Source organism: Photorhabdus sp. S10-54 (assembly GCF_963878145.1).
GTDB lineage: Bacteria > Pseudomonadota > Gammaproteobacteria > Enterobacterales > Enterobacteriaceae > Photorhabdus > Photorhabdus kayaii.
The window spans coordinates 1-24,395 of sequence record NZ_CAWNXG010000049.1 but is presented as its reverse complement, the minus strand read 5'-3'; the positions used below and the strand labels follow the sequence as shown (position 1 = coordinate 24,395).

General features: G+C 42.2%; 20 protein-coding genes. 14 read left to right on the top strand and 6 right to left on the bottom strand.

The window, feature by feature from the left end; translation table 11 throughout:
• Positions 1 to 116: 116 nt before the first annotated feature.
• Complete coding sequence (gene rpoC / locus AACQ83_RS19945; protein WP_112879329.1) at positions 117 to 4,337, top strand: DNA-directed RNA polymerase subunit beta'; 4,221 nt, start codon at positions 117 to 119, stop codon at positions 4,335 to 4,337.
• A gap of 273 nt (positions 4,338 to 4,610) precedes the next feature.
• Here the strand turns inward: rpoC and AACQ83_RS19940 are convergent, their stop codons facing one another.
• Both AACQ83_RS19940 and AACQ83_RS19935 read right to left on the bottom strand, forming a co-directional pair.
• Complete coding sequence (locus AACQ83_RS19940) at positions 4,611 to 4,913, bottom strand: helix-turn-helix domain-containing protein (RefSeq protein ID WP_112879328.1); 303 nt, start codon at positions 4,911 to 4,913, stop codon at positions 4,611 to 4,613.
• A gap of 5 nt (positions 4,914 to 4,918) precedes the next feature.
• The gene (locus AACQ83_RS19935; RefSeq protein WP_112879327.1) at positions 4,919 to 5,269 is read right to left on the bottom strand and encodes a type II toxin-antitoxin system RelE/ParE family toxin; all 351 of its coding nucleotides are present in this window, start codon (positions 5,267 to 5,269) and stop codon (positions 4,919 to 4,921) included.
• Positions 5,270 to 5,421: 152 nt separating this feature from the next.
• Between AACQ83_RS19935 and AACQ83_RS19930 the strand changes: the two genes are divergently transcribed.
• From AACQ83_RS19930 to waaB, 10 genes are all read left to right on the top strand, one after another.
• Positions 5,422 to 5,745, top strand: a complete 324-nt coding sequence (locus tag AACQ83_RS19930) for a type II toxin-antitoxin system RelE/ParE family toxin (protein WP_112879326.1) — start codon at positions 5,422 to 5,424, stop codon at positions 5,743 to 5,745.
• Positions 5,732 to 6,013 carry a helix-turn-helix domain-containing protein gene (locus tag AACQ83_RS19925; RefSeq protein ID WP_012776543.1) on the top strand — a complete coding sequence of 94 codons (282 nt, stop codon included), beginning with the start codon at positions 5,732 to 5,734 and terminating at the stop codon, positions 6,011 to 6,013. Before AACQ83_RS19930 ends, AACQ83_RS19925 begins: the two co-directional genes overlap by 14 nt.
• A 133-nt stretch (positions 6,014 to 6,146) precedes the next feature.
• A complete protein-coding gene (locus AACQ83_RS19920; protein WP_112879325.1) occupies positions 6,147 to 6,446 on the top strand; it encodes a helix-turn-helix domain-containing protein in 300 nt (99 codons plus the stop codon).
• Positions 6,447 to 7,022: 576 nt separating this feature from the next.
• Positions 7,023 to 7,901, top strand: coding sequence for a hypothetical protein (locus tag AACQ83_RS19915; RefSeq protein ID WP_112879324.1), 879 nt, complete (start codon positions 7,023 to 7,025; stop codon positions 7,899 to 7,901).
• Between the two features lie 12 nt (positions 7,902 to 7,913).
• Positions 7,914 to 8,570, top strand: a complete 657-nt coding sequence (locus AACQ83_RS19910) for a hypothetical protein (RefSeq protein WP_112879323.1) — start codon at positions 7,914 to 7,916, stop codon at positions 8,568 to 8,570.
• A complete protein-coding gene (locus AACQ83_RS19905; protein WP_112879322.1) occupies positions 8,570 to 9,730 on the top strand; it encodes an aminotransferase class V-fold PLP-dependent enzyme in 1,161 nt (386 codons plus the stop codon). Before AACQ83_RS19910 ends, AACQ83_RS19905 begins: the two co-directional genes overlap by 1 nt.
• 277 nt (positions 9,731 to 10,007) lie before the next feature.
• Positions 10,008 to 10,628 (top strand): hypothetical protein, encoded by a 621-nt coding sequence (locus AACQ83_RS19900; protein ID WP_112879321.1) that lies wholly within the window; start codon positions 10,008 to 10,010, stop codon positions 10,626 to 10,628.
• A 10-nt stretch (positions 10,629 to 10,638) separates the two neighbouring features.
• The gene (locus tag AACQ83_RS19895; RefSeq protein WP_112879320.1) at positions 10,639 to 11,385 is read left to right on the top strand and encodes a hypothetical protein; all 747 of its coding nucleotides are present in this window, start codon (positions 10,639 to 10,641) and stop codon (positions 11,383 to 11,385) included.
• A gap of 1 nt (position 11,386) precedes the next feature.
• A complete protein-coding gene (locus tag AACQ83_RS19890; protein ID WP_112879319.1) occupies positions 11,387 to 12,166 on the top strand; it encodes a PIG-L family deacetylase in 780 nt (259 codons plus the stop codon).
• A 10-nt stretch (positions 12,167 to 12,176) separates the two neighbouring features.
• On the top strand, positions 12,177 to 13,241 hold the full coding sequence (gene waaB, locus AACQ83_RS19885) for a lipopolysaccharide 1,6-galactosyltransferase (protein ID WP_112879318.1): 1,065 nt from the start codon (positions 12,177 to 12,179) through the stop codon (positions 13,239 to 13,241).
• Between the two features lie 222 nt (positions 13,242 to 13,463).
• On the opposite strand, the gene malM is transcribed toward waaB, so the two are convergent.
• The 3 genes from malM to malK form a co-directional block, all read right to left on the bottom strand.
• On the bottom strand, positions 13,464 to 14,381 hold the full coding sequence (gene malM, locus AACQ83_RS19880) for a maltose operon protein MalM (protein ID WP_112879317.1): 918 nt from the start codon (positions 14,379 to 14,381) through the stop codon (positions 13,464 to 13,466).
• Between the two features lie 248 nt (positions 14,382 to 14,629).
• A complete protein-coding gene (locus AACQ83_RS19875) occupies positions 14,630 to 15,916 on the bottom strand; it encodes a maltoporin (protein ID WP_112879316.1) in 1,287 nt (428 codons plus the stop codon).
• Between the two features lie 36 nt (positions 15,917 to 15,952).
• A complete protein-coding gene (gene malK / locus AACQ83_RS19870) occupies positions 15,953 to 17,062 on the bottom strand; it encodes a maltose/maltodextrin ABC transporter ATP-binding protein MalK (protein ID WP_112879315.1) in 1,110 nt (369 codons plus the stop codon).
• Positions 17,063 to 17,440: 378 nt separating this feature from the next.
• Between malK and malE the strand changes: the two genes are divergently transcribed.
• The 3 genes from malE to malG all read left to right on the top strand — a co-directional run bounded on the left by malE (position 17,441) and on the right by malG (position 21,224).
• Positions 17,441 to 18,640, top strand: a complete 1,200-nt coding sequence (gene malE, locus AACQ83_RS19865; RefSeq protein WP_112879314.1) for a maltose/maltodextrin ABC transporter substrate-binding protein MalE — start codon at positions 17,441 to 17,443, stop codon at positions 18,638 to 18,640.
• A gap of 124 nt (positions 18,641 to 18,764) precedes the next feature.
• Positions 18,765 to 20,321 carry a maltose ABC transporter permease MalF gene (gene malF, locus AACQ83_RS19860; protein ID WP_112879313.1) on the top strand — a complete coding sequence of 519 codons (1,557 nt, stop codon included), beginning with the start codon at positions 18,765 to 18,767 and terminating at the stop codon, positions 20,319 to 20,321.
• Between the two features lie 12 nt (positions 20,322 to 20,333).
• A complete protein-coding gene (gene malG / locus AACQ83_RS19855; RefSeq protein WP_112879312.1) occupies positions 20,334 to 21,224 on the top strand; it encodes a maltose ABC transporter permease MalG in 891 nt (296 codons plus the stop codon).
• A 191-nt stretch (positions 21,225 to 21,415) separates the two neighbouring features.
• Here malG and AACQ83_RS19850 read toward each other — a convergent pair whose 3' ends face one another.
• Entirely contained in the window at positions 21,416 to 23,431 is a 2,016-nt protein-coding gene (locus AACQ83_RS19850; protein ID WP_112879310.1) for an LTA synthase family protein, read from the bottom strand.
• Positions 23,432 to 24,395 lie beyond the last annotated feature (964 nt).

Below are 24,395 nucleotides of genomic sequence, written 5' to 3'. Positions count from 1 at the left end.
GGTACTGTCCTGAATGGATATGACGGGCAGTTTACCAGCCAGTGGTTGCACTGGTCATAGGGGGGAGCGGCATGGGCTGCTCTCCTGACAGGTCTAACTCCGACAGGAGCCATTTCGTGAAAGACTTATTGAAGTTTCTGAAAGCGCAAACTAAGACCGAAGAGTTTGATGCGATCAAAATTGCTCTGGCCTCGCCAGATATGATCCGTTCGTGGTCATTTGGTGAAGTGAAAAAGCCGGAAACAATTAACTACCGTACGTTCAAACCAGAGCGTGACGGCCTTTTCTGTGCCCGTATTTTCGGACCGGTAAAAGACTATGAGTGCTTGTGTGGTAAATACAAGCGCCTGAAACACCGTGGTGTAATTTGTGAGAAGTGTGGTGTAGAAGTTACCCAAACTAAAGTTCGTCGTGAACGTATGGGTCACATTGAACTGGCTTCTCCAACGGCACACATTTGGTTCCTGAAATCATTGCCATCTCGCATCGGTTTGTTGCTGGATATGCCACTGCGTGATATTGAGCGTGTACTGTACTTCGAATCCTATGTGGTTGTAGAAGGCGGTATGACCAGCTTGGAACGCAGTCAGATCCTGACAGAAGAGCAATACTTGGATGCACTGGAAGAGTTTGGTGATGAATTCGATGCGAAGATGGGAGCGGAAGCTATCCAGTCTTTGCTGAAAAATCTCGATCTGGAAAATGAGTGTGAAACGTTGCGTGAAGAGTTAAACGAAACTAACTCTGAAACTAAACGTAAAAAGCTGACCAAACGTATTAAACTGTTGGAAGCCTTTATTCAGTCTGGTAACAAACCAGAATGGATGGTTCTGACGGTTCTGCCAGTTCTGCCACCGGATTTACGTCCATTGGTTCCACTGGATGGCGGCCGTTTTGCCACTTCGGATCTGAACGATCTCTATCGTCGTGTTATTAACCGTAACAACCGTTTGAAGCGCCTGTTGGATCTGGCTGCGCCAGATATCATTGTTCGCAACGAAAAACGTATGTTGCAGGAAGCGGTTGATGCTTTGCTGGATAACGGTCGTCGTGGTCGTGCCATTACTGGTTCTAACAAGCGTCCGCTGAAATCCTTGGCTGATATGATCAAGGGTAAACAAGGTCGTTTCCGTCAGAACCTGTTGGGTAAACGAGTTGACTATTCCGGTCGTTCCGTAATTACTGTAGGTCCTTACCTGCGTCTGCATCAGTGTGGTCTGCCTAAGAAGATGGCACTGGAGCTGTTTAAGCCATTCATCTATGGCAAGCTGGAACTGCGTGGTTTGGCGACCACGATTAAAGCAGCCAAAAAGATGGTTGAGCGTGAAGAGGCGGTGGTATGGGATATCTTGGATGAAGTTATTCGTGAGCACCCGGTTCTGCTAAACCGTGCACCGACACTTCACCGTTTGGGTATTCAGGCATTCGAACCGGTTCTGATCGAAGGTAAAGCGATTCAGTTGCACCCACTGGTGTGTGCGGCATATAACGCCGACTTCGACGGTGACCAGATGGCTGTTCACGTACCGCTGACACTGGAAGCCCAGTTAGAAGCGCGTGCGCTGATGATGTCTACTAACAACATCTTGTCTCCAGCGAGTGGTGAGCCAATCATCGTTCCATCTCAGGACGTTGTTCTGGGTCTGTACTACATGACCCGTGACTGTGTTAACGCTAAAGGCGAAGGCATGGTATTGACCGGGCCTAAAGAAGCAGAACGCGTATATCGCGCAGGTCTGGCTTCTCTGCATGCCCGCGTTAAAGTCCGTATCACTGAAGAAGTGAAAGACGGTGAAGGCAATATCACGACCAACACAGGTCTGGTTGATACGACTATTGGTCGTGCAATTCTGTGGATGATCGTACCAAGAGGTCTGCCTTACTCCTTGGTTAACCAACCACTGGGTAAGAAAGCTATCTCCAAAATGCTGAACACTTGTTACCGTGTGATGGGCTTGAAGCCAACGGTTATTTTTGCTGACCAGATCATGTATACCGGCTTTGCCTACGCTGCACGTTCAGGTGCATCTGTTGGGATCGATGACATGGTCATCCCAGAGAAAAAAGCCGGGATCATTGCAGAAGCAGAAGCGGAAGTTGCTGAAATTCAGGAACAGTTCCAGTCTGGTTTGGTAACAGCCGGTGAACGGTATAACAAAGTTATCGATATCTGGGCTGCGGCAAACGAGCGTGTTGCTAAGGCAATGATGGAAAACTTGTCTACCGAAACAGTCATTAACCGTGATGGTGAGGAAGAACAACAAGTTTCCTTCAACAGCATCTTTATGATGGCTGACTCTGGCGCGCGTGGTTCTGCCGCTCAGATCCGTCAGTTGGCGGGTATGCGTGGCTTGATGGCTAAGCCAGACGGATCCATCATCGAAACCCCAATTACAGCGAACTTCCGTGAAGGTTTGAACGTACTCCAGTACTTTATTTCAACCCACGGTGCTCGTAAAGGTTTGGCGGATACCGCACTGAAAACGGCGAACTCTGGTTACCTGACTCGTCGTCTGGTTGACGTGGCGCAAGACTTGGTTGTTACAGAAGATGACTGTGGTACGCACGACGGTATTCTGATGACGCCGGTTATTGAAGGTGGTGATGTTAAAGAACCACTGCGCGAGCGTGTATTGGGTCGTGTGACGGCGGAAGATGTTCTAAAACCGGGTACTGCTGACATTCTGGTTCCACGTAACACCTTGCTGAATGAAAAATGGTGTGATCTGTTAGAAGAGAGCTCCGTTGACAGCATTAAAGTACGTTCTGTTGTAAGTTGTGAAACTGACTTCGGTGTTTGTGCTAACTGCTATGGTCGTGACCTTGCTCGCGGACACATCATCAATAAAGGTGAGGCGGTTGGTGTTATTGCGGCTCAGTCCATCGGTGAGCCGGGTACACAGTTGACGATGCGTACGTTCCACATCGGTGGTGCGGCGTCTCGTGCGGCAGCCGAATCCAGCATTCAGGTACGTAATAAAGGTAGCCTGAAACTGTTTAACGCTAAATCCGTGACGAACTCCGCAGGTAAACTGGTGATTACTTCCCGTAACACTGAACTGTGTTTGATCGACGAATTTGGTCGTACTAAAGAAAGCTATAAAGTGCCTTACGGTGCGGTACTGGGTAAAGGTGATGGCGAAACCGTTAATGGCGGTGAAACCGTTGCTAACTGGGACCCGCACACCATGCCAGTTGTCAGTGAAGTATCTGGTATCATCCGTTTCGCTGACATGATAGATGGCCAGACCATTACCCGTCAGACTGACGAATTAACAGGTCTATCTTCACTGGTTGTTCTGGATAGTGCAGAGCGTACTGGTAGTGGTAAAGATCTGCGTCCGGCGCTGAAAATTGTTGACGCCAAGGGTAACGATGTATTGATCCCAGGTACTGATATGCCTGCTCAATATTTCCTGCCAGGCAAAGCAATTGTTCAGTTAGACGATGGCGTCAGCATCTCTGCGGGTGACACCTTAGCGCGTATTCCTCAGGAATCCGGCGGTACGAAAGATATTACCGGTGGTCTGCCGCGTGTTGCTGACTTGTTCGAAGCACGTCGTCCGAAAGAGCCAGCTATCCTGGCTGAAGTCAGCGGTATTGTCTCCTTTGGTAAAGAAACCAAGGGCAAACGCCGTCTGGTTATCTCCCCATTAGATGGTGGTGATGCTTACGAAGAGATGATCCCTAAATGGCGTCAGCTCAACGTGTTCGAAGGTGAAGTGGTTGAACGTGGTGACGTGATCTCTGATGGTCCAGAGTCTCCACACGACATCTTGCGCCTGCGTGGTGTTCATGCGGTTACCCGTTACATCACCAACGAAGTTCAGGAAGTTTACCGCCTGCAAGGGGTTAAGATTAACGATAAACACATTGAGGTTATCGTTCGTCAGATGCTGCGTAAAGCAACCATTGAAAGTACAGGTAGTTCCGAGTTCTTGGAAGGCGAACAGGTTGAATATGCCCGCGTTAAAGTGGCGAACCGTAAGCTGGAGCAAGAAGGTAAAGTGCCTGCAACTTATGGCCGTGACCTGTTGGGTATCACCAAAGCGTCTCTGGCGACTGAATCCTTCATCTCTGCGGCATCGTTCCAGGAAACGACCCGCGTGCTGACTGAGGCTGCGGTTGCAGGTAAACGTGATGAACTGCGTGGCTTGAAAGAAAACGTCATCGTCGGTCGTCTGATCCCTGCCGGTACCGGTTATGCTTACCATCAGGATCGCATACGTCGTCGCCAATTGAATGAGCCTGCTGAGGCACCACAAGTGAGTGTCGATGAGGCTACTGCGAACTTGGCAGAACTGTTGAATGCCGGTTTTGGTGGCGATAAGAAGTAATTCTTAGAACACGCTAGCTAACTAAATGCCCTCCTTTTTGGAGGGCATTTCAACTTGTTGATAACGTGCCAATTTTTACTTGGTGCTCTGTTTTAATCGAGTTTCGTTCACAAAATGGAACTTGCCGCCACGTTAAAAATCCTCTCCTCAAATTTTTCTTTCCGAAAAGAGTTCACTTGAAGACCTCGTTCCTCACAATCATCTGGCACGTAAAAAAATCGATGCGGATATTGATCTTAAATATATCCGTGAGGGCTACCGGAGCGTTTGTGGTTAAACAGAAAATCCGTAGTGGGTACCGTCGGGTAACTCGATATCGAGACGCAGCTTGCTACCTGTTGCCTCAACGTAACGTTTGAGGGAAGACAGTTTCAAGTCGCGGCCAAGCTTCTCCATGTCGGAAACCGTGGGTTGCTTGATACCAAGAGCCAGAGCTATTTCACCTTGGGTCTTTTGTACCCGCTCACGAAGTTCTGCCAGATGGATGTTTAGCAACATTTCTGTTGCCGTAGCTTGTGCATTGGCAACAACTTCGGGCTTTTCATTTGCTAATATTTGATCAAGAGTTCTTGCCATAGTATTTACTCCTTTTTTAACTTTTCCAGATGTGCCGTGAACTCACGGTCAGCAATCGGAATCATCGTTTCATAAAACCGTTTCTCGTTTCCGGTTTTGTTACCGGCGCAAAGTAAAATTCCTCTCCGCTTGGGGTCGAACGCAAAGAATGCTCGGAGCGGGTCGCCTTTGCTTTGGACACGTAATTCTTTCATGTTGCTGTGGCATGAACTGTTCACAGTATCTGCGTATGGCCTGGGCAACATAGGGCCTCTTTCCCGAAGTGCTATTATTGAAGCTAGCATATTGGCCCTGTCGGTGTCATCCAAAGTATCGAACCATGCATCAAAGGTGTCCGTCGTTTCGATAGCCCACATAACTACTGCTTACTCAATATAGGTTAAATGCTATATAGATGAAAATCTATAGTCAAGAAATCTAGTCAGAAGTGATATTTCATTAAAATGCAATTTTCCTCTTGATGAAAATTATCCTTTGGGTTAATTTTTTGCATTAGGAGGAAATCAGAGTGTTTATAGTTAAATACCATGATGAGGCCGAACAAGAAATTAAGTCTTTGCCAGCAAAAGTAGGGGTAAAACTTGTAAGGTTGATTGGAAAGCTGGAAAAAGATCCTCGCTCACTACGTGAACCGGACACAAAACATTTGGGAAATGGTCTTTACGAAATTCGAACAATGGGGGGAGATATAGCACGCGGATTATGGGTATATCAGACAGGAAAACAAATATATATACTGCGAGTTTATATAAAGAAAACACAAAAAATCAACCCAAGTGAGATAGCTTTAGCATTTCGCAGATTGGAGGAAATGAAACATGAAGAAATATAAGACACATTCAGAGATTCTGGCAGAAATGATGAAAGACTCTGAATTTAAAGCCGCCTACGAAGCTGAAGAACGTAAAGAAAGATTGCAAGAAACCCTTGCAGAGTGGCGTAAGTTTGCTGGACTTACTCGCTCGCAAGTCGCGGAAAGAATGGGGGTTACGCCGCCAACGGTGACGAAAATGGAAAATAATGTAACAAAAGCTAGTATAGAAACATTAGTGCGCTATGCGCAAGCCTGTGGTATCCAGAACCCACAAATTACGTTGTAATTCTCTGTGCTATGGGGTTAGGGCATTGCTAACCCTTCCTTTCATACTTTGACTCTATTAATGAAATTCTTGTAAAAGCAAGAGGTAAAATAATTGTGTGAATTAATTCCCCTCCCATCTTGGAAAACTGAGTATGATCACACTTGATGAATTGCTTGAAAAACGCAGCCCTGAAAGCCGCCGTAGGATTGCTAAAAAAGTTGATGAAGTGAAACGGGAGATAGGGCTTTATCAGATCCGCGAGGCTCTCGATGTTTCACAAACTGAGCTGGCAATTGCGCTTGGGGTCAAGCAACCGATTATTGCTAAAATAGAACAGCCTGGTAATAACCCTAAACTTTCAACATTGAAACGCTACGTTGCAGCGTTAGGTGGAGAGTTAATCCTTGATGTTCAACTTCCTGATGGTAAACATATCGTAGTCCGTATTTGATATGGCGTTGCCTCAGTAAAAGTGGCGGATCTCGTCATTTCTGCCCACAGAGGTTCGTGTCAGATTTGTTAAGTATGAGCGACAGTCGGTGGAATGGGAAGTCTCGTCCAGTCGATCGGGGAATAGTCACAGGATCACAGGATAGTTGATCGTACAGTGATTCAAGCAGCGCTCATGCTCATCGAAATATACACTGATGATTAAGTATTCCATGAATTTGGTACCGGCAAAATCACCTTAGCTATGTAAGGGATATTATTCGATATGCAGAAATAGCTCATCGTATTTAATTCAAGGGTCTGGTCAATATAATTATTTCATTTAAAGTCCCATCACATAGAATTTATGAAAGATTATTCTCTTTAAAGTACCTATTTTTATCCGTATTCTTGCATGATTGATGAAGACTTCAATTTAATTTTTCAGAATAAATAATCGCAGTTTTTTCTCCTGTTGGATCTTTAAATTATGATACAGGTCATAAAATACAATATTTCATGATTCATATACTTGGAAATGAATATAAACTAAAAATGAGAAGCCATTGTCGCCAATATAAAATAACGGGGCAAAATAATGGAGAATGGAGTAAACCTGAACTATGAAGATATAACGGAAGAGAATTATATCCTAATAAATAATTTTTATAAGCGTGATATAGGGAGCTTAGGTTATTTTATTTGGAAAAATATGAAAGAAATGGAATATAATCTTTCTAGTGAGATAAAAGCATTTTTTTATAAAATAAACGATATATGCTTGTCAATTCTTATAACAAGAAAATGTGAATTCACTCTTAAACACAGACGAGTATCCATTAATATTCTTAGCGATTTTGGAATAGATGAAAGTGTAAAATCACCAACTTTGATAATAGAAAGTGCCAAACAAACACATAGTAATGATGTAGATGCGACGGTTTGTTACTCAGATGAAAGAAAAATCAAATGTTATTCAAAGATTTTCGAAAAATACATCTGTAGCAGAGTGAACGTTTTTGATTTTACAGAAATAGTAGTAGAAGGATGTACTAAAATCGATGTAGACCTGAGAGATTTTAATGAAATAGATAATATTAATAAAATCAATTTTTTCGGCAGGGAAGTAAATAACAATTGGATTGCTTATGCAAAGCAGTGTCCTCGCTACAGCGATATTAAGTTGTTAACTGTTGGGAAAGAATTAGCGGTATTAGGTTTTGATGATACTACGGTGGAAGTAATAGGTTTATCAAACACAGCTCCCGGTACAATTATATCTGTGATTGATTCTTGTCTTGCTATTAGGAAAAAATGCAGAATCATCTTATCAAATCCTATTTATTCTGAGCTACAAAGCGGACTGAATAAACATAGTATTATCAATAAGTTTAGCATGATGATTGCCTGGCATACCGAAGAAGATTTCAATTTGTGTCATGAAGATATATTTATCAGTAGAATCGACAAACGATAAGAGGAGTTTAAAATGGGATGTATTTTTTGCCGCCCCGAATCTTTCTTTGAAAAAGATAAAATACTTTTACAAGGAGAATATTTCTATGCGTTCGTACCTAAAGGCCAGATAATTGAGGGCTATATAATAATTGCCACCAACAAATGTGAGACTGATTTAGGGGGATACCGGTGCTTTGCAGAAATATATGATGACGAAGCAATAAAAGAACTGAAACAGTTTAAAAATATAATAAATGATTTTTATCGTGAATATTACAATATAAGCAATCCTCTTTGCTATGAAAATGGACGAGCCGGTGGTTGTATCGTCATGGACCCAAATCAAAAGTACTGTTATCATGCACATTTATGTTGTTTCCCTACCGAGATTGATCTTCATAATAAGTTAAGAAATCAATTTAAAATACATACAATAGACTCATTGGATGAACTTAAGATGTTCGGTGAGGCTGGTCCCTATATCTATGTTGAAGATAGTGGTAATAAGTATATTTTTACGATAGGTGAATCAGATTTCATTGAGAGAGGAATGATAAGAACAGTATTGGCAAATAGTTTAAATGTACCTGAAAGATCTGATTGGAGAGATAATGAAGGAATAAAGGAGATGGATGCGACTGCTAAAAAATTCAAATTATATCTTAGTAACTATATGGAGATTGGATAATGTTATATGCAGATGCAGCTTCTACCTCATGGCCAAAATCACAAGAAGTGAAGGACATGATAAATATGTATTTGGACACTCTTGGAGTAACTCCAGGTCGCTCTTTATCGCAACAATCTAAAAAGATTACGGAACTCGTTGAAGAGTGCCGACACGAATTCATCGAACAAACAAAATTAAATAGTCATGGGACAGTAATTTTTAACTCAGGAGCCACATATTCACTCAACGAATGTATAAAAGGTACGCTTAAACCGGGTGATAATGTCATTACTACCCATTTAGAACATAACTCAGTACTTAGACCGATAAACCATTTAAAAGATATTGGGATAAGTAGTCAATTTATCGATGTGACAGATGGTAAAATTGATATATCGCATTTGGAATTTTTATTAAAGAATAAGAAAACTAAGTTATTAGTGGTTCATAGTTGCTCTAATACCATTGGTACATTTTGTAATATAGATGAGATAGGAAAATTGGCACATTTATACGGTGCGATGGTTTTAGTTGATGGTTCTCAATCTTTTGGTTCACAAACAATTGATTTATCGAAAGGTAATATTGATTACCTTGTTTTTAGCGGACACAAAAGTTTAGGCGGAGTATCAGGTATTGGCGGGTACTTTATTCTTGATAATGGATTTTCTCATAATGAATTAATCCAGGGAGGGACAGGTGTATTATCAAGATTAACTACACAACCAACTGGAATACCATACAAATATGAATCAGGAACACAAAACACTATTGGCATACTTTCATTACTAGCGTCTATAAGGCGTTTAAAAAAAATTGGAATAGAGAATATTCAAAATCAATTACAAACTTTGCGTACAACTCTTATTGATGAGTTATCACAATTAAAAAAGGTTAAATTAATTTGTAAACATAAAATTGGGTTGCCAACAATTCTTTTTACAGTAGAAGGTTATCATCCCGGAGAAGTCTCTTATATACTAGAAAATAAATACAATATTATTACTCGTCCCGGGTTACAATGCGCACCGTTAGCTCATAAAAAATTTGGAACTTATCCTGATGGCGCTGTTAGAGTCAGCCTTGATACGTCGCATACAAAGGAAGATATTTTGAGAATAAAATCTGCTTTAGTTAAAATCACTGAGGAAAATTATAAAGAAGATACTGATGATTAATGAGAATAGTTCAGGCAATTTGGGTGATTTAGCAATAAGCTGAGTTGCGAGTAAAATAGTTGTATCTTATTTTTTAATGTTAAAAAACAACAGGTTGCCGCTAAAAAGATCTGGGGATTACTAGGGAAATTAATTTGATATTTATTTCAAAAGAATGAAAATATGTCATTAATTACCATTAGTAAGTAATACAATGATAGGAAAAGAAATATATGGGTTTATAAAGAAGTGATATAACTTTAATTAATAACAATAGCATATGAGAATATAGATAAATATGCCTAACAAGAATGCGCGTTATCTAATCGATTTAATGAGTGGTAAGTTGAATTATATACATATTGATAGAAACGGAGATTTTAACAATACAAACATAGACTGGAAAGATACTTTAATTTTATCTGGTTCTTTTAATCCACTTCATAAAGGCCATGAAGAATTAAAAGAAATCGCTACAGAGATGACTAAAAGAAAACCCTATTATGAACTGTCAATCAAGAATGCGGTAAAACTTACCATTTCAACCGATGAAATTTTCGAGAGGATAAGACAATTTAAGGGGAAAGGTGATATAGTTTTAAGTGACGCTAAAATTTTTACTGAAAAATCGCATATTTACCAGGGGGCAATTTTTGTCATTGGCGCTGATTTATGTCAAGAAATTAATAATCCTATTTATTATGGAGGTGAGGAAGGATTAAAAAAATCTCTTATGACAATTAAGAATAATGATTGTAGATTTCTGGTGGCTGGACGTTTTTTTAATAATAAATATCATACAATTGATGATTTGATGAATATTAAAAAGGAACATCAATTTCTATTTGAATCTATTCCAGAAAAGCTATTTCGCTTAGATATATCATCAACAGAAATAAGGTTAATGAACAAAGAATAGGAGATAGGACATGAGTAAAGAAAATAATAAAAAACTGCTGAATAGCAAAATCAATTTAAATTCAATATACTTAACCAAAGAAATTCAGAGAAGATTAAAGCAAGCTTCATTTATATTTAATCCCGGCCATATAACTTTAAATCCCCAATTAAATGGTTCACAAATTAAATTATTTTCTGAAATACGTATGTTCTTGGAACAGGATGATAACTTAGATATTCTTGCCTCTTGTATACACGACTTATGGTGTGCAAAATATTTAGTCGATAATAAAACTGCTATGCAAGACTCAATAACAAAACTTGAAATTGAGTACAACTTACAAGTTAATTTTTTAAAACCTTATCAAGCATTCACTGAAAAAGAAAAGAAGTTTGAGAAAAGGTTAATAAAGAGTGATCTGAGTATTATATCGGAAGTAATAAAAGATACTTATTTATATGATGATAATATTGTGTCTGACAATTTTAATTATGAGAGCTTACTTTCTACAAATGATGCTATTTTTTCTGATTTAATGACAATATTAGGCCACAGTGACAGCGTAATAGAAGTTGCAGCAAAGAGAATCCATGCTAGCTGGTTTGATATAATGAAAGAATTTTATGCCCATGATGAAAGAATTCAATTCCAAGAAAATCAAAATATTGACAACTCAGATTTTATAAAAAACAGGGATGGGATACGCATTGATTTAGCCGCTATTTATATAGTACTTATGGAAATAAAATATAATAACTTTTACATGGGGATTTAAAATGATACATCTATTTCTATCACCTCATTTAGATGATGTAGCTTTAAGCGCTGGCGGTTTAATACATAAATTAGTTTCAGAAAATCAAAAGGTGGTTATTTTAACATTTTTTACTGAATATGACGAAAATATTACATCTCATTATTCACATTCTGCACATAATGATAATATGTATTCATTTATAAAACTTTATTCAAAGCGAGTTAATGAGGATATTGCTTTTTGCAATAAATTATCAGCGATTCCAATACATGGTAAAATTTTAGATTGCATTTACAGAACCGATCAATACGGTGAACCTATGTATAAAAATTCCGCCATGATTTATAGTGGCCAGATACATAAATCAGATGATGCATCCGATATGGCTCAAGATCTCATCGACAAAACATTATTAAATTATCAACCTGATTATATCTATGCCCCTTTGGGAATAGGTCGACATGTAGACCACATCATAATAAATAATCTTGTAAATAATATAAAAGGCTCACATAAGTTAAAAATATTACTTTATGAAGATTTTCCCTATGTTTTAGGTGAATACCCTGTTATTAACCCCGATAGTTTGGAAAATGCTTTATTAAGAAATAATAAATTTGATAAGCATGCTATATTGGTGGATATTGATTTGAAAGAAAAAGTGCAAAACATCTTATTTTATGAATCTCAATTAGAACCTCTGTTTGATAATAAATCAAATATTTTAATTTCATTGGAAAAATATCATCGAACTATTAATGAAATAAAGGCGCAAGAGCGTTTTTGGTTAATTAAATAAAGGATTTGTAATGAAAAAAATATTCATAATATACCATGATCTTTTCTTGAATGGATATGGTGGAGTAGAAACGGCATGTTCAAATTTAATAGATTTGATTGGCCGTTCCAACATTGAAATTGATTTCATTTTCATATCTCTAAATAAGACAAATAGAATTGAAAATCGTGATTGGTTATCTAATGCTCAATGTGTCTCCTTAGCGTCAAGCAATGACGAATCTCGCCAGGATATAGCATGCGAACTGTCCTTGATATTAGAAACATTTCACCCCGAGATTCTAATAAGTTTAGACACAACATCTTGTAATATTGCTCGACTTTCTTGTGAAAAGATTAATTTCCCGGTAAAAACTTATTCTTGGCTGCATACTTCCATTAGAAATCCTACCCCACAGAAAATTAAAGATTTATGCTGTGCCGACGAGCACCTTGTCATCAGTTCTGGTTTAAGAGATCAAATGTTATCCTTTGGAATAAAAACAGAGAAGCTTCATCTTATTTTCAATCCTATCAAGATGAATCCCTTTATAATTCCTCAACCAAAACACATAGTCAGATTCTTATATGTTGGAAGAATTCTTGCCTATAAGTCAAAAAATTTAACTGAACTACTTTTAGCTCTTTCACAATTGCATGGTCATTGGGAGTTACATATAGTAGGTTCTGGTGAAGATGAGGGTTATTTGAAAGAATTATCTTCACAACTCAATATAAATAACAATATTATTTGGCATGGTTGGCAAGATCAGCCTTGGGAATTTGTGATGGATAATATAAAAGAAATATCAGCTTTTATTTTAACATCAAAATATGAAGGTTTTGGTATGGTATTAGCGGAAGCAATATCTTATGGTATCTATTGTATAAGCTCAGATTGTCAATGTGGCCCGAGTGATATTATCAATGATTTTAATGGTGAGCTTTATAAATCAGGTAATATTCTTGAATTATCTAAAAAATTACAACTCATTATTGATGAATGTAAAATAAGGGATCATCAAGCAATAAAAAATTCTATTGCCTTTCTTTACGAAGATAATTTCCTGTTAAGAATCACTAAATGCCTATCCTAATAGGCGTAATTGTTGCAGGCAGTTTGAACACGGACTGCGCGGAAAAACCGGAGCGTACACGCTGTACGTGAGGATTTTGAGCACTGCCCAGGTTCAAAATGGCAAATAAAATAGTCCTATTGGGATAGTCAGTAAGGCTTTATCCCTCCAGCCATAAGTATCCCCGGCCAGAAAATGTGATGAAAGTGAAACTTGATGCCCTCCTTTTCGGAGAGCATTTGTTTACCCTTTGTTTTTGATACTGTTGATAAACGTTTCTCGTGCAGTTGCAGACCCAAGGCGTTCCGCTTCATCCAGCAATTTTAGTGCCTTATCGATATTGCCGTTATTAATTTCCTTTTTAATGGCATCACTAAAATAACGCTCTGTATCACTCAGGACCGGTTTGACTTTTTGCGGAGTAGGTGGTGTTACGGTGGTTTGTGTTGGCCCGACAATGATTGGTTCTTGTGCCGGACTTGAAAAAACTTGACCAATCGTGATGTTGCCAGCGTTTTGTTCTGATTTTACTTTCAACTTCAACGTGCCTGTTGACGTATGGCGGGCAACGGGATCGGGAATCTCGGGAACGGCATTACCGACGCCTTGAGCGTAAGCTTTGGCGGGATCAACCATTTGTGTGGATTTCTGCAAATCGGTACGGGTGGTGTAGACCAGTATATAAATTTGTTGTTGTCCTAGTGCTGGTGTCAGTTTTAGCTTGCCTTCCAGCCGATCGGTGGACATGACACCCGGACGTTCATAGGGGAAATAACTGCTCGGGTAAAATGCCGCGGGGCGTAACCCTTGATCCAGTACCAAAACATTTGGTACGTAAACTTGTTTATCTTGTACTAAGCTACTCAGGGTAATATCCAGAGAGCCTCGGTTTGCCGGCAGCGCGAATGCCGCTATCGGCCCTTGAATATCTCCCTCATTAAGATGTTGGGATGTAGTATTGAGGATAATGGTCTGTGTATCGCTGGTATTAATCGGTTGCCAGCTCAGTTTTTGCAATGCTGTTGTTGAGAGGGAAGGGGCAATAGTGTCCTGTGTCGTGGTTGCTTGAGTTGTTGTAGTGATAGGTGTTGCATAGCTTATCAGAGGAGCTGCGCTACAGAGTAAAGCACTAAGACAAAATGAGAGCAGTTTGGTTTTCATCTCTTACCCTTGTTCGGTTGAAAAAAAGAGACTGATACCCACGGTCAAGAGGCATATCAGTCCAAAAGGCGTTAACCATTACAAATAATCTGATTGATCTGAGGTCAAATCGTTATATACCCGTTATCTTTCAAGTTGCCTCTTTGTTGGCTGCACTCACTCACCCCGGTCACATCATTCGCTATGCTCCCGGGGATTCGTTCCCTTGCCGTCGCGATGCCTCTTGAAATCCATAGGGTATAACTGTATTACCACCAAGCTTCGAATTGTGCACCAAAGGTAAATTCATCATCGTCACCACGGCTGAATTTATGCGTTGCGGTATCACGGTAGGCCATTCCATCAATGTAACCGTCTTTTTTGTTCGCATTACCCCATTTTTCATCCCATTTTGCATAAGTGACGAACAGGCGAATAGCCGGACGCGACCAAATGCTGTCACCTGCCTGCCATTGTTGGGCTAGAGTGATTTTGTACTGATCATTGGTGTCATGAGTACGTTGGGATTTGACGTTATCATAGCCAATGTCCAGCAGGGTGCTCATCGTCGGTGTCCATTTGTACATTGGACGTACACCAACCGTATACCATGTGCTGCCGTTGTTATTGTCACGGTCAGTATCCTGATACATCGCTACGTACATCAGATCCCATTTTTCTGCGAGATTAATCGCGCCATGATTCAGAATACGTAACATATAACCGTCATTGTTTACGCTGGCGCCTTCGGAATGACCACTGTTGTAGGAGGTCATGGAATCGGTGGCGTATTGTACGACAAATTTATTGAAGCCTCCTAACATGCTCTGTGTATGCTCGGCGGTAAACATGAAACCATCTTTGGAAGCATGACGGTCAAGGCGGTAGTGGTTTCGTGCATTGGCACGCCCATAGTCAAAACCAAGTTCCAGATTACCGCCTGGGTTAACCTCCAAGCCGGATAGACGTATATCGTAGACATCATTGGAGGTGGGAATTTCTTTGCGCTGACCAGCAATCCAGCCATAAGAGCCACCAGATTCAGTGTTACGGGTGACGGCCAGAGAGAGCTTACTAAAGCCGAGATCAATATCTTGCAAGCCCGCCCCCGGACCAGAGATATCCCAGTAGTAGAAGTCAATCATATGCACGTCATGGCGCTGGTAGAAGCGTTTACCTGCCCACAATGTTGAACCGGGTAACCAGTCGATGACGTTTTTCGCTTGGACATTCACTTCACGGAAAGCGGGATTGGTGGATTCCCAGTCACTTTGTTGCGCCACAGAATAAGCCACATTGGTATCGAAGTAGAAACTCTTATTGCCATCCTTCCATAGCTCTTGGCCTAGCTTAAGCTCAGCATAGGTTTCACATTCATTACCTAAACGGTATTTGCTCTGTGCGCCGGTGCTTTGGAAACACTGTTGCTCACCGCCGCTACCGGTCCAACCAATACCAGAACGGGCGTAGCCGTGGAATTCTACGGCTGACGCTTGAATAGACAGTAATCCGGCCATAATGGTTAGTGAGATAGGTAATATACGCATTGATTTCATCAATTATTCTCCTGTCGTTTTTTGATTAGCTCAGGCTTAAACACCGGGTTCTTCATGCAGACGTTGGCATGCGGTTCCGTCTTCCCGGAATAAATGGCAGCGGTGAGGGGGTAGCCCGATGGTGAAGGTGGACCCTTCTTCCACCAGCACAACATCAGGTTGGCGGTAAACCAGATTTTGATGAATGGCCGGGATTTCAATGTGAACCTGGGTTTCATTGCCTAACTGCTCGACAACCTGCACTATGCCTTCCAACGTGACATCAGCGATATCACTTGGCAGGAGGTGTTCAGGACGTATCCCTAGAGAGACATTACTGCCTACTTTTACCCCCTTGCTTTCTACGGGCAGCCAGATTTGCTGTTGGTTGGGCAGAGTAATCTGTACCTGATCAATAGCAGTAGCCGTGACTTTAACTGGCAGGAAATTCATTTTGGGTGAACCAATAAAGCTGGCGACAAAGCGATTAACCGGGTAATGGTAAAGTTCAAGAGGTTTGCCTATCTGGGCAACATCTCCACCATCCAGTACCACGATTCTGTCGGCCAGCGTCATCGCTTCAACTTGATCGTGGGTGACATAAATCATCGTACGTTGCAATCGTTTGTGCAGGCGTGAGATTTCAATGCGCATTTGGACCCGCAGCGCGGCGTCCAGGTTGGAAAGAGGTTCGTCTAACAGAAAAACACTGGGTTCAGCGACCAGAGTACGGCCAATAGCAACGCGTTGACGTTGCCCACCTGATAGGGCTTTAGGGCGGCGATCAAGCAGGTGAGCGAGTTGGAGCATCTCGGCAATTTGTTTTACCCGTTGCTGAATATCACTTTTTTTGGCGCCAGCTAGCTTCATGCCGAATGACATATTGTCTGCAACAGACAGGTGGGGATACAGTGCATAAGACTGAAAAACCATCCCAACGCCGCGTTTGGCGGGAGGCACATCGTTCATTCTGATGTTATTGATCAGCAAATCACCGGAAGTCACATCTTCCAGACCCGCAATCATCCTTAATATTGTCGATTTTCCACAACCTGATGGACCGACAAAAACGATGAATTCGCCTTCTTGTATCTCAAGGTTGATGTTCTTGGAAATAATAGTTTCACCATAAGCCTTCGATACATTATGTAATGTGACGCTCGACATGTGTTCCCCCGGACTTATCACCGCAATTCGCGGTGAAAAATGATAAACCAGAGTGTGTTTAAGATGGCGGGTGAGTAAATCCTCCATACCCAAGTTTTTTATGGGGGAGGAGCTAGGAGGATGAAATAAGCGTTGTTGAGCTGGTTAGGTATGAGCTACTGGATAAATTGTGATATTTATCGCAAAAAAAGATGCCCCTTTTTGTGGTCAACGGCACGCTTCTTCTGTTTTTGTAATAGAGATCACACCCATTCCGGGCAGGGAGTAGAGTAGGGGAGGATGAGTCTTTCCATTGTTAATTGCACACTAGATCAGCACTCTCCGCCAATGTAACAAAACAGTTCACTCTGAACCTACTTAAACTATAAGGACGGAATGATGATAAAAACAACCTTAAAAGTAGGCGCCCGTACCCTGGCGCTTTCTGTTTTAGCCTCACTGGCGCTTTCTGCTTCTGCTTTGGCAAAAATTGAAGAAGGTAAGCTAGTTATCTGGATCAACGGCGATAAAGGCTATAATGGCCTGGCGCAAGTTGGTAAGAAATTTGAAAAAGATACGGGTGTCAATGTGACTGTTGAGCATCCAAACAAGTTTGAAGAGAAGTATCCACAAGTTGCAGCAACCGGCGATGGGCCGGATATTATTTTCTGGGCCCATGACCGCTTTGGCGGCTACGCCCAGTCTGGTTTGGTGGCGGAAATCACGCCGGATCAGAACTTCAAGGACAAGTTATTTCCATTTACTTGGGATGCGGTGCGCTACGACGGTAAACTGGTCGGTTATCCTATCGCCGTTGAAGCTCTCTCTCTTATCTACAATAAAGACTTGGTGAAGACCCCGCCAAAGACTTGGGAAGAGATCCCGGCACTGGATAAGGAACTGAAGAGCAAAGGCAAAAGCGCCATTATGTTTAATCTGCAAGAGCCTTATTTCACCTGGCCGTTGATTGCCGCGGACGGAGGATATGCTTTCAAGTTGGAAAATGGCGCATACGATGTGAAAAATGCCGGAGTGAATAATGCAGGTTCCAAGGCAGGGCTGAATTTCATTATAGATTTGGTGAAAAATAAGCATCTGAACGCAGATGCTGACTATTCCATCGCCGAAGCCGCGTTCAACAAAGGTGAAACGGCGATGACCATCAACGGTCCGTGGACGTGGTCCAACATCGACAAAAATAACATAAATTACGGCGTGGCGTTGTTGCCAACCTTTAAAGGTCATCCGTCTAAACCGTTTGTCGGCATACTGACGGCAGGTATTAATGCCGCCAGCCCGAATAAAGAGCTAGCGAAGGAGTTTCTGGAAAACTATTTGCTGACCAACGAAGGTCTTGAGATGGTGAATAAGGATAAACCGTTGGGAGCTGTGGCGCTGAAATCTTATCAGGATATTCTAGCCAAGGACCCACGTATTGCTGCCACGATGGAAAATGCTCAAAGAGGCGAAATCATGCCGAATGTCTCACAAATGAGCAGTTTTTGGTATGCCATGCGCAGCGCTGTGGTTAATGCGTTGACCGGCCGTCAGACCGTTGAGGCTGCGCTCAGTGATGCAGAAGCCCGTATAACCAAGTGACCTGTGGGCGCTCTTCTCCCGAGAAGGGTGCCTCTTTCCTGCAACCAGTAAGGATGCCTGTTTGCAGGAAGATTGATTAAGCTATCCGCAAAGCTGTTACGTCGTAGTAAAAAGGAAGAGCATTATGTCAGCGACGCTCGAAAAAACATCATGGTGGCAGCATTCTGCTCTGAAATGGTTTGCAGTGAGCCTGTGTATACTCTTTACCGGTTATCTGGTGGTATTGATGTACTCACAGGGAGAGTATCTATTCGCAATACTGACACTGGTATTGTTAGGAATGGGGATTTACGTTTTTGCCAACCGCAATACTTATGCCTGGCGCTATGTCTATCCGGGTATAGCCGGAATGGGATTGTTTGTACTGTTTCCGCTTATTTGCACCATCGCCATCGCCTTTACCAACTATAGCAGTACCAATCAACTGACTTTTGAACGTGCACAATCGGTCCTGATGAACCGTCAGTATCAATCAGGGCAAACATTTACTTTTAAGCTCTACCCAAAATCGGACTTGTGGGTTTTGGCACTGAGCGCACCGGGCCAGACTAAACAACTGGTGTCCGAGCCATTTTCTCTGTCAGTAACAAAAGAGACTGCTTTACATTTGCATGAGCAGGACAATATTCAGAACGGTGAAGCCGCGACATTGCGCATTATCACCCAGAATCGGCAGGCGCTGAACCAGTTGGTTGCTGTTCTACCGGATGGTAGCCGGTTGAGAATGAGTTCACTACGTCAATTCGCTGGTGTGAATCCTTTATACTCTCTTGGGGAAGATGGTAAGACCCTTACCGACAATCAAACAGGTACGCTTTATCGTCCCAATACGGATACTGGTTTCTATCAGTCGATTAATGCTGAGGGAAAATGGGGCAATGAGACTCTGACGCCAGGATTTACTGTTGCCATCGGCTGGAAAAATTTTCTGCGGGTGATACAGGATGAAGGTATTCAGAAACCGTTCCTTGCTATTTTCGTTTGGACGGTTGTCTTTTCTCTATTCACTGTGGTGCTGACTGTAGCTGTTGGCATGGTTCTGGCTTGCATTGTGCAGTGGGAAGCGCTGAAAGGCCGTGGTGTTTATCGCATGCTGCTGATTCTGCCTTATGCAGTGCCATCGTTTATTTCCATTTTGATTTTTAAGGGATTGTTTAATCAGAGTTTCGGCGAGATCAATCTGTTGCTTAACGGTTTGTTTGGTATTAAACCTGCTTGGTTTGCCGATCCGACGATGGCCCGAACCATGCTGATTATCGTGAATACCTGGCTTGGGTATCCCTACATGATGATCCTCTGCATGGGATTGTTAAAAGCAATACCAGACGATTTGTATGAAGCGTCGGCAATGGATGGGGCTGGGCCGTTGCAGAATTTTTTCAAGATTACCTTCCCATTGCTGATTAAACCGCTGACGCCGCTGATGATCGCCAGTTTTGCCTTTAACTTTAACAACTTTGTTCTGATTCAGTTGCTAACTCTTGGCAGGCCGGATCGCATTGGCACCACGACACCAGCAGGCTATACCGATTTATTGGTGAACTATACCTACCGTATTGCTTTCGATGGTGGTAGTGGTCAGGATTTTGGTTTGGCTGCGGCGATTGCCACCGTGATCTTTTTGCTGGTGGGTGCGCTGGCGATTATTAACCTGAAAGCTACCCGTATTAAATTTGACTAAGGAGGGAATGCAATGGCGATGGTTCGACCCAAATCACAGAAATGGCGTGTATTGGCGACGCATTTGTTGATGTTAACCTTTATTGCCATGATCGTATTCCCGCTGTTGATGGTGATTACTATCTCCCTGCGGCCGGGGAACTTTGCGACAGGGAGTTTGATCCCGGAAAGTATCTCCTGGGAGCATTGGAAACTGGCACTTGGCTACAGTGTGGTATCACCAGATGGCCGTGTTACACCGCCACCTTTCCCGGTTATGCTATGGCTCTGGAACTCTGTTAAGGTTGCCTTTATTACCGCTGTAGGTATCGTTACATTATCAACTACCTGTGCTTATGCTTTTGCCCGTATGCGTTTTCGCGGTAAAAGTACCTTACTGAAAGGCATGCTTATTTTTCAGATGTTCCCGGCTGTACTTTTCTTGGTGGCGCTATATGCCTTGTTTGATCGTTTGGGGGAATATGTACCGTTTATCGGCCTTAATACCCACGGAGGTGTGATTTTTGCTTATCTGGGGGGCATTGCGTTGCATGTCTGGACGATTAAAGGTTATTTTGAAACCATTGACGGCTCTCTGGAAGAGGCTGCTGCGCTTGATGGAGCGACACCGTGGCAAGCTTTCCGTATGGTGCTGCTACCGCTTTCGGTACCGATTCTGGCGGTAGTGTTCATTCTTTCCTTCATCGGTGTGATTACGGAAGTGCCTGTTGCCTCACTGCTTCTGAGAGATGTGAACAATTACACTTTGGCGGTGGGCATGCAGCAGTACCTTAACCCACAGAACTATCTTTGGGGAGATTTTGCCGCCGCCGCTGTGCTTTCTGCGCTACCTATAACCATTGTCTTCCTGGTTGCTCAGCGCTGGTTGGTTAGCGGTTTGACCGCCGGGGGAGTTAAAGGCTAATCGCAATATTCACCAGTATATACCCAATGGATTTCAAGATGCATCGCGACGGCAAGGGAGCGAATCCCCGGGAGCATAGAGAACGATGTGACCGGGGTGAGTGAGTGCAGCCAACAAAGAGGCAACTTGAAAGAGGACGGGTATAAATCCCTTTAATAGATTGAGATTAAAGGGATTCGTAGAAGTATCAATTATTGCTGGTGGTGAACTTGACGGTTTAATTGCCATGACAGGAGATCGGTAAATACCTGCCAACGTTGGAACTGTTTGGTTTGGTCTGCTGTCATTGGCTGGGGTTCACCGAGTAATAATCCTGTTTGATTTGCCCATGGTCGAAATTCACCTTTGCCTATCATGACATAAGCTCCTTGCGGTGTAATAGTGACTTCCGGGTTATATCCTTGACACCAGATAGGGTCCAGATGTTCAGCCAACAAATTACAGCCGGTACGGTAGTAAGCTGTATGTGACAAGCTCAAATGGTAGAGCGTTGGCCAAATGTCTTTATGACTGCCGACTCTGGTAGCATCAAAGATTGCGTTTTGGCGATAAGCGGGCGGCACGTAGAGATAAAACGGTACACCGTGGCCGATTGCCAATTCATGAGCATCTGGATAACTGATACCTCGAATATTATGGTCACCGGTTGCCGCAATAATGGTATGGGAAGCCAATGACTGAGATTTTACCCAACTAATAAATTGTCCTAATTGATCGTTGGCGTAACGCAGGGTATGAAAAACCTCTTGTAACTCATTACCACTAGCCAAATGACTTAAACGTTGTTTCTCGATATCACTCAGCTTGATGTCGGTTTTCTGATAACCTGCCGGCGATTTATACGGTGGGTGATGGGTAGTAGACAATGACATAATCAGAACATGTTCCCCGTTCTTTTCTGCCTGAATCAGGCGATCTTTAATATAACGGAACATGAACTCATCAGGCACGCCCCAAGTACCAAATTGGGCTTCTGGATAGCGTTTTTTCAGCCCATTCTGATCGATAAATTCACTAACGCCCAAGTTTGGCAAGAACTGATTCAAATTACGCCATGCTCCGTTACCGGATGTGACGAAGATGATTTTGTAACCATTCGCCAGATAGGGTTTGAACATATTGCTGGTGAAATCGAGATCCTGCGCTGTGGATTGACTGACTGCGCTGTTTGGGCTGCGGATCAAGAAACGGCTTAAACTGTCAATAGTGCCATCTCCTTCGGAAACGAAACGTTCAAAACGCCAGTCGTTTTGCCAGTGCTGGCGTAGAGCGCCAAAAACATCAAGGTCTGGGCGGTCCAAGCTTTGTAGGTGATAACCCATACTCTCCATGACGTTAAATATTACGTGAGGCGGATTTTTTTGAGCAGTGGGATTATCGGCGGTTTTAGCCATAAACGGTGACAGATTGGCAGGGGTTGGCTTCTCCAGAAAATGGTTTAATAACCAGCTACCTTGTGCATCTGTTGCTTCTGGGAAGTAGCTGTTTTTGTAATGATCATTAAACGCCCAATTCAGTGCCATTGGACCATTAGGTGTCAGCATATTAAGCATTTTGACTTCTGAAACTTGTGTATTGGACTGACGTAGTGGAAAGGTACCTATGGAGCCACGCATGCCAACGAAACAGACAGTTAAAATAGCCAGCGTCGCGATAGCAGAAACCGGCAGACTGGTTTTGCGCTCTGTGCGTGAGATAAGGTAGCGTTGCCAGAGCAGACAGAGCCAGAAAACAGTCACTGCATACAGAGCTAAACAGAGCAAACCTTCGATAACCGGATAGTCGTTCCATAGGGTGTGCAGTACGGCTTGAGTATCATCTTCCACTAAGCCGAAGATGAAAATATCGAACGACCGTTCATAAGTGGCATAGTAGTAAACATTACTTACCGTCAAAGCCCCGACTACGGTATTGAGTGTTGTTGCCAACCACGGATAGGCATGTTGCCATATGTTGAAGCTGTTTTTATTAATGGCAAATAAGCTAGCAATCAACAGACAGGGTACAAACAGTAGGCTGGCAATACGAATATCAAACAGTCCGCCGATCCAGAACATTCGTTCCACGTCTTGAGTAGAGTCAATGAAGAGCTGATAATTGCCATAAGTTAAGAGAAGATAGATTCTTCCCGCCATTTGCGTTGCTACCGTTAGCAACCAGGGAAGTAAAAGTGCGATAAAAGCCAGTTTAAATCTGGAAAACCACATAATGCCTTCTTATTGGTAATAGATTGATAAGGTTAATTTAATATTTATCAGGTCAAGATCCTATCTTATTCAGCAAGTTACTGCCTATCCCATAGGGTTATTTTATTTGCTATTTTTTGCCGTAGAGTCGTCATTGGTCAGATTCAGCAGCAACTGGCAGAAGCTGAAACGAAAAATGCAGCGTTTGCACCGTTGAAGCAGGAATCCACCGCAATGATTCAGGCTCCGGTCTCAACGTGGCAGGAATCCTCGTCCTTCATCAGGGCGAGGAGGATGTCAAATTATTAAACTCATCACTCTCAAAAAAACGTTTTTTACGAAGGCGAAGTGGATATTGACCTTAACCCCAAAATCGGTGCGGACTGGTGTTTTAAGGGCAGTAAAATGTGGCAGTGACTTAGCTATGTGGAAGAGTGCATGAAAGCGTTTTCGTTACAACAATGACCTGAAATGAAAAAAATGCGTGTACTACCCTATATGCAAGCTTATTTATCGCCAGCCAAATATATCGGATTAATATCTTGATGCTTTTGGGGTGTTATATTTCCTGCGCATCGGGTGAAAATTGACGGCTATTTTTATTCGTTCCAGACATTGATAGCGATTAATTAGCTGTTTTATGTGATATTTATCACATTTTTTCATGTTTATATGACAAATATCGTGATCTTGTGGTCATAATATTTAGAGAGCGAAATTCTCTGTTACTTGTCTCCACTCCATCCTACTCAGCTGGACGCGGTCTATTGTTCTCGCTAACGCCACGTATTAAATGATGGCTATTTTACGCTGTCATTTTTTTACTGCGGAACAGACCGCCGCTATTTAAAAGAGCCGCATGTCATGGCTCGTTTAATGGCTTCTTGCGTTATCCCCGTTTCAGGATAATGGTTCAATGATGTAAGGTTTCAAATATGGATGGATTAGTTTTCACCTGCCGAATTGGCGAACTGCCCCAAACCAC

Excerpts from the sequence above, each read along its gene's own strand:
- AACQ83_RS19940 (WP_112879328.1), bottom strand. The coding sequence starts at position 4,913 with ATGGCAAGAACTCTTGATCAAATATTAGCAAATGAAAAGCCCGAAGTT.
- AACQ83_RS19935 (WP_112879327.1), bottom strand. The coding sequence starts at position 5,269 with ATGTGGGCTATCGAAACGACGGACACCTTTGATGCATGGTTCGATACT.
- AACQ83_RS19925 (WP_012776543.1), top strand. The coding sequence starts at position 5,732 with ATGAAGAAATATAAGACACATTCAGAGATTCTGGCAGAAATGATGAAA.
- AACQ83_RS19920 (WP_112879325.1), top strand. The coding sequence starts at position 6,147 with ATGATCACACTTGATGAATTGCTTGAAAAACGCAGCCCTGAAAGCCGC.
- AACQ83_RS19915 (WP_112879324.1), top strand. The coding sequence starts at position 7,023 with ATGGAGAATGGAGTAAACCTGAACTATGAAGATATAACGGAAGAGAAT.
- AACQ83_RS19910 (WP_112879323.1), top strand. The coding sequence starts at position 7,914 with ATGGGATGTATTTTTTGCCGCCCCGAATCTTTCTTTGAAAAAGATAAA.
- AACQ83_RS19905 (WP_112879322.1), top strand. The coding sequence starts at position 8,570 with ATGTTATATGCAGATGCAGCTTCTACCTCATGGCCAAAATCACAAGAA.
- AACQ83_RS19900 (WP_112879321.1), top strand. The coding sequence starts at position 10,008 with ATGCCTAACAAGAATGCGCGTTATCTAATCGATTTAATGAGTGGTAAG.
- AACQ83_RS19895 (WP_112879320.1), top strand. The coding sequence starts at position 10,639 with ATGAGTAAAGAAAATAATAAAAAACTGCTGAATAGCAAAATCAATTTA.
- AACQ83_RS19890 (WP_112879319.1), top strand. The coding sequence starts at position 11,387 with ATGATACATCTATTTCTATCACCTCATTTAGATGATGTAGCTTTAAGC.
- waaB (WP_112879318.1), top strand. The coding sequence starts at position 12,177 with ATGAAAAAAATATTCATAATATACCATGATCTTTTCTTGAATGGATAT.
- malM (WP_112879317.1), bottom strand. The coding sequence starts at position 14,381 with ATGAAAACCAAACTGCTCTCATTTTGTCTTAGTGCTTTACTCTGTAGC.
- AACQ83_RS19875 (WP_112879316.1), bottom strand. The coding sequence starts at position 15,916 with ATGAAATCAATGCGTATATTACCTATCTCACTAACCATTATGGCCGGA.
- malK (WP_112879315.1), bottom strand. The coding sequence starts at position 17,062 with ATGTCGAGCGTCACATTACATAATGTATCGAAGGCTTATGGTGAAACT.
- malE (WP_112879314.1), top strand. The coding sequence starts at position 17,441 with ATGATAAAAACAACCTTAAAAGTAGGCGCCCGTACCCTGGCGCTTTCT.
- malF (WP_112879313.1), top strand. The coding sequence starts at position 18,765 with ATGTCAGCGACGCTCGAAAAAACATCATGGTGGCAGCATTCTGCTCTG.
- malG (WP_112879312.1), top strand. The coding sequence starts at position 20,334 with ATGGCGATGGTTCGACCCAAATCACAGAAATGGCGTGTATTGGCGACG.
- AACQ83_RS19850 (WP_112879310.1), bottom strand. The coding sequence starts at position 23,431 with ATGTGGTTTTCCAGATTTAAACTGGCTTTTATCGCACTTTTACTTCCC.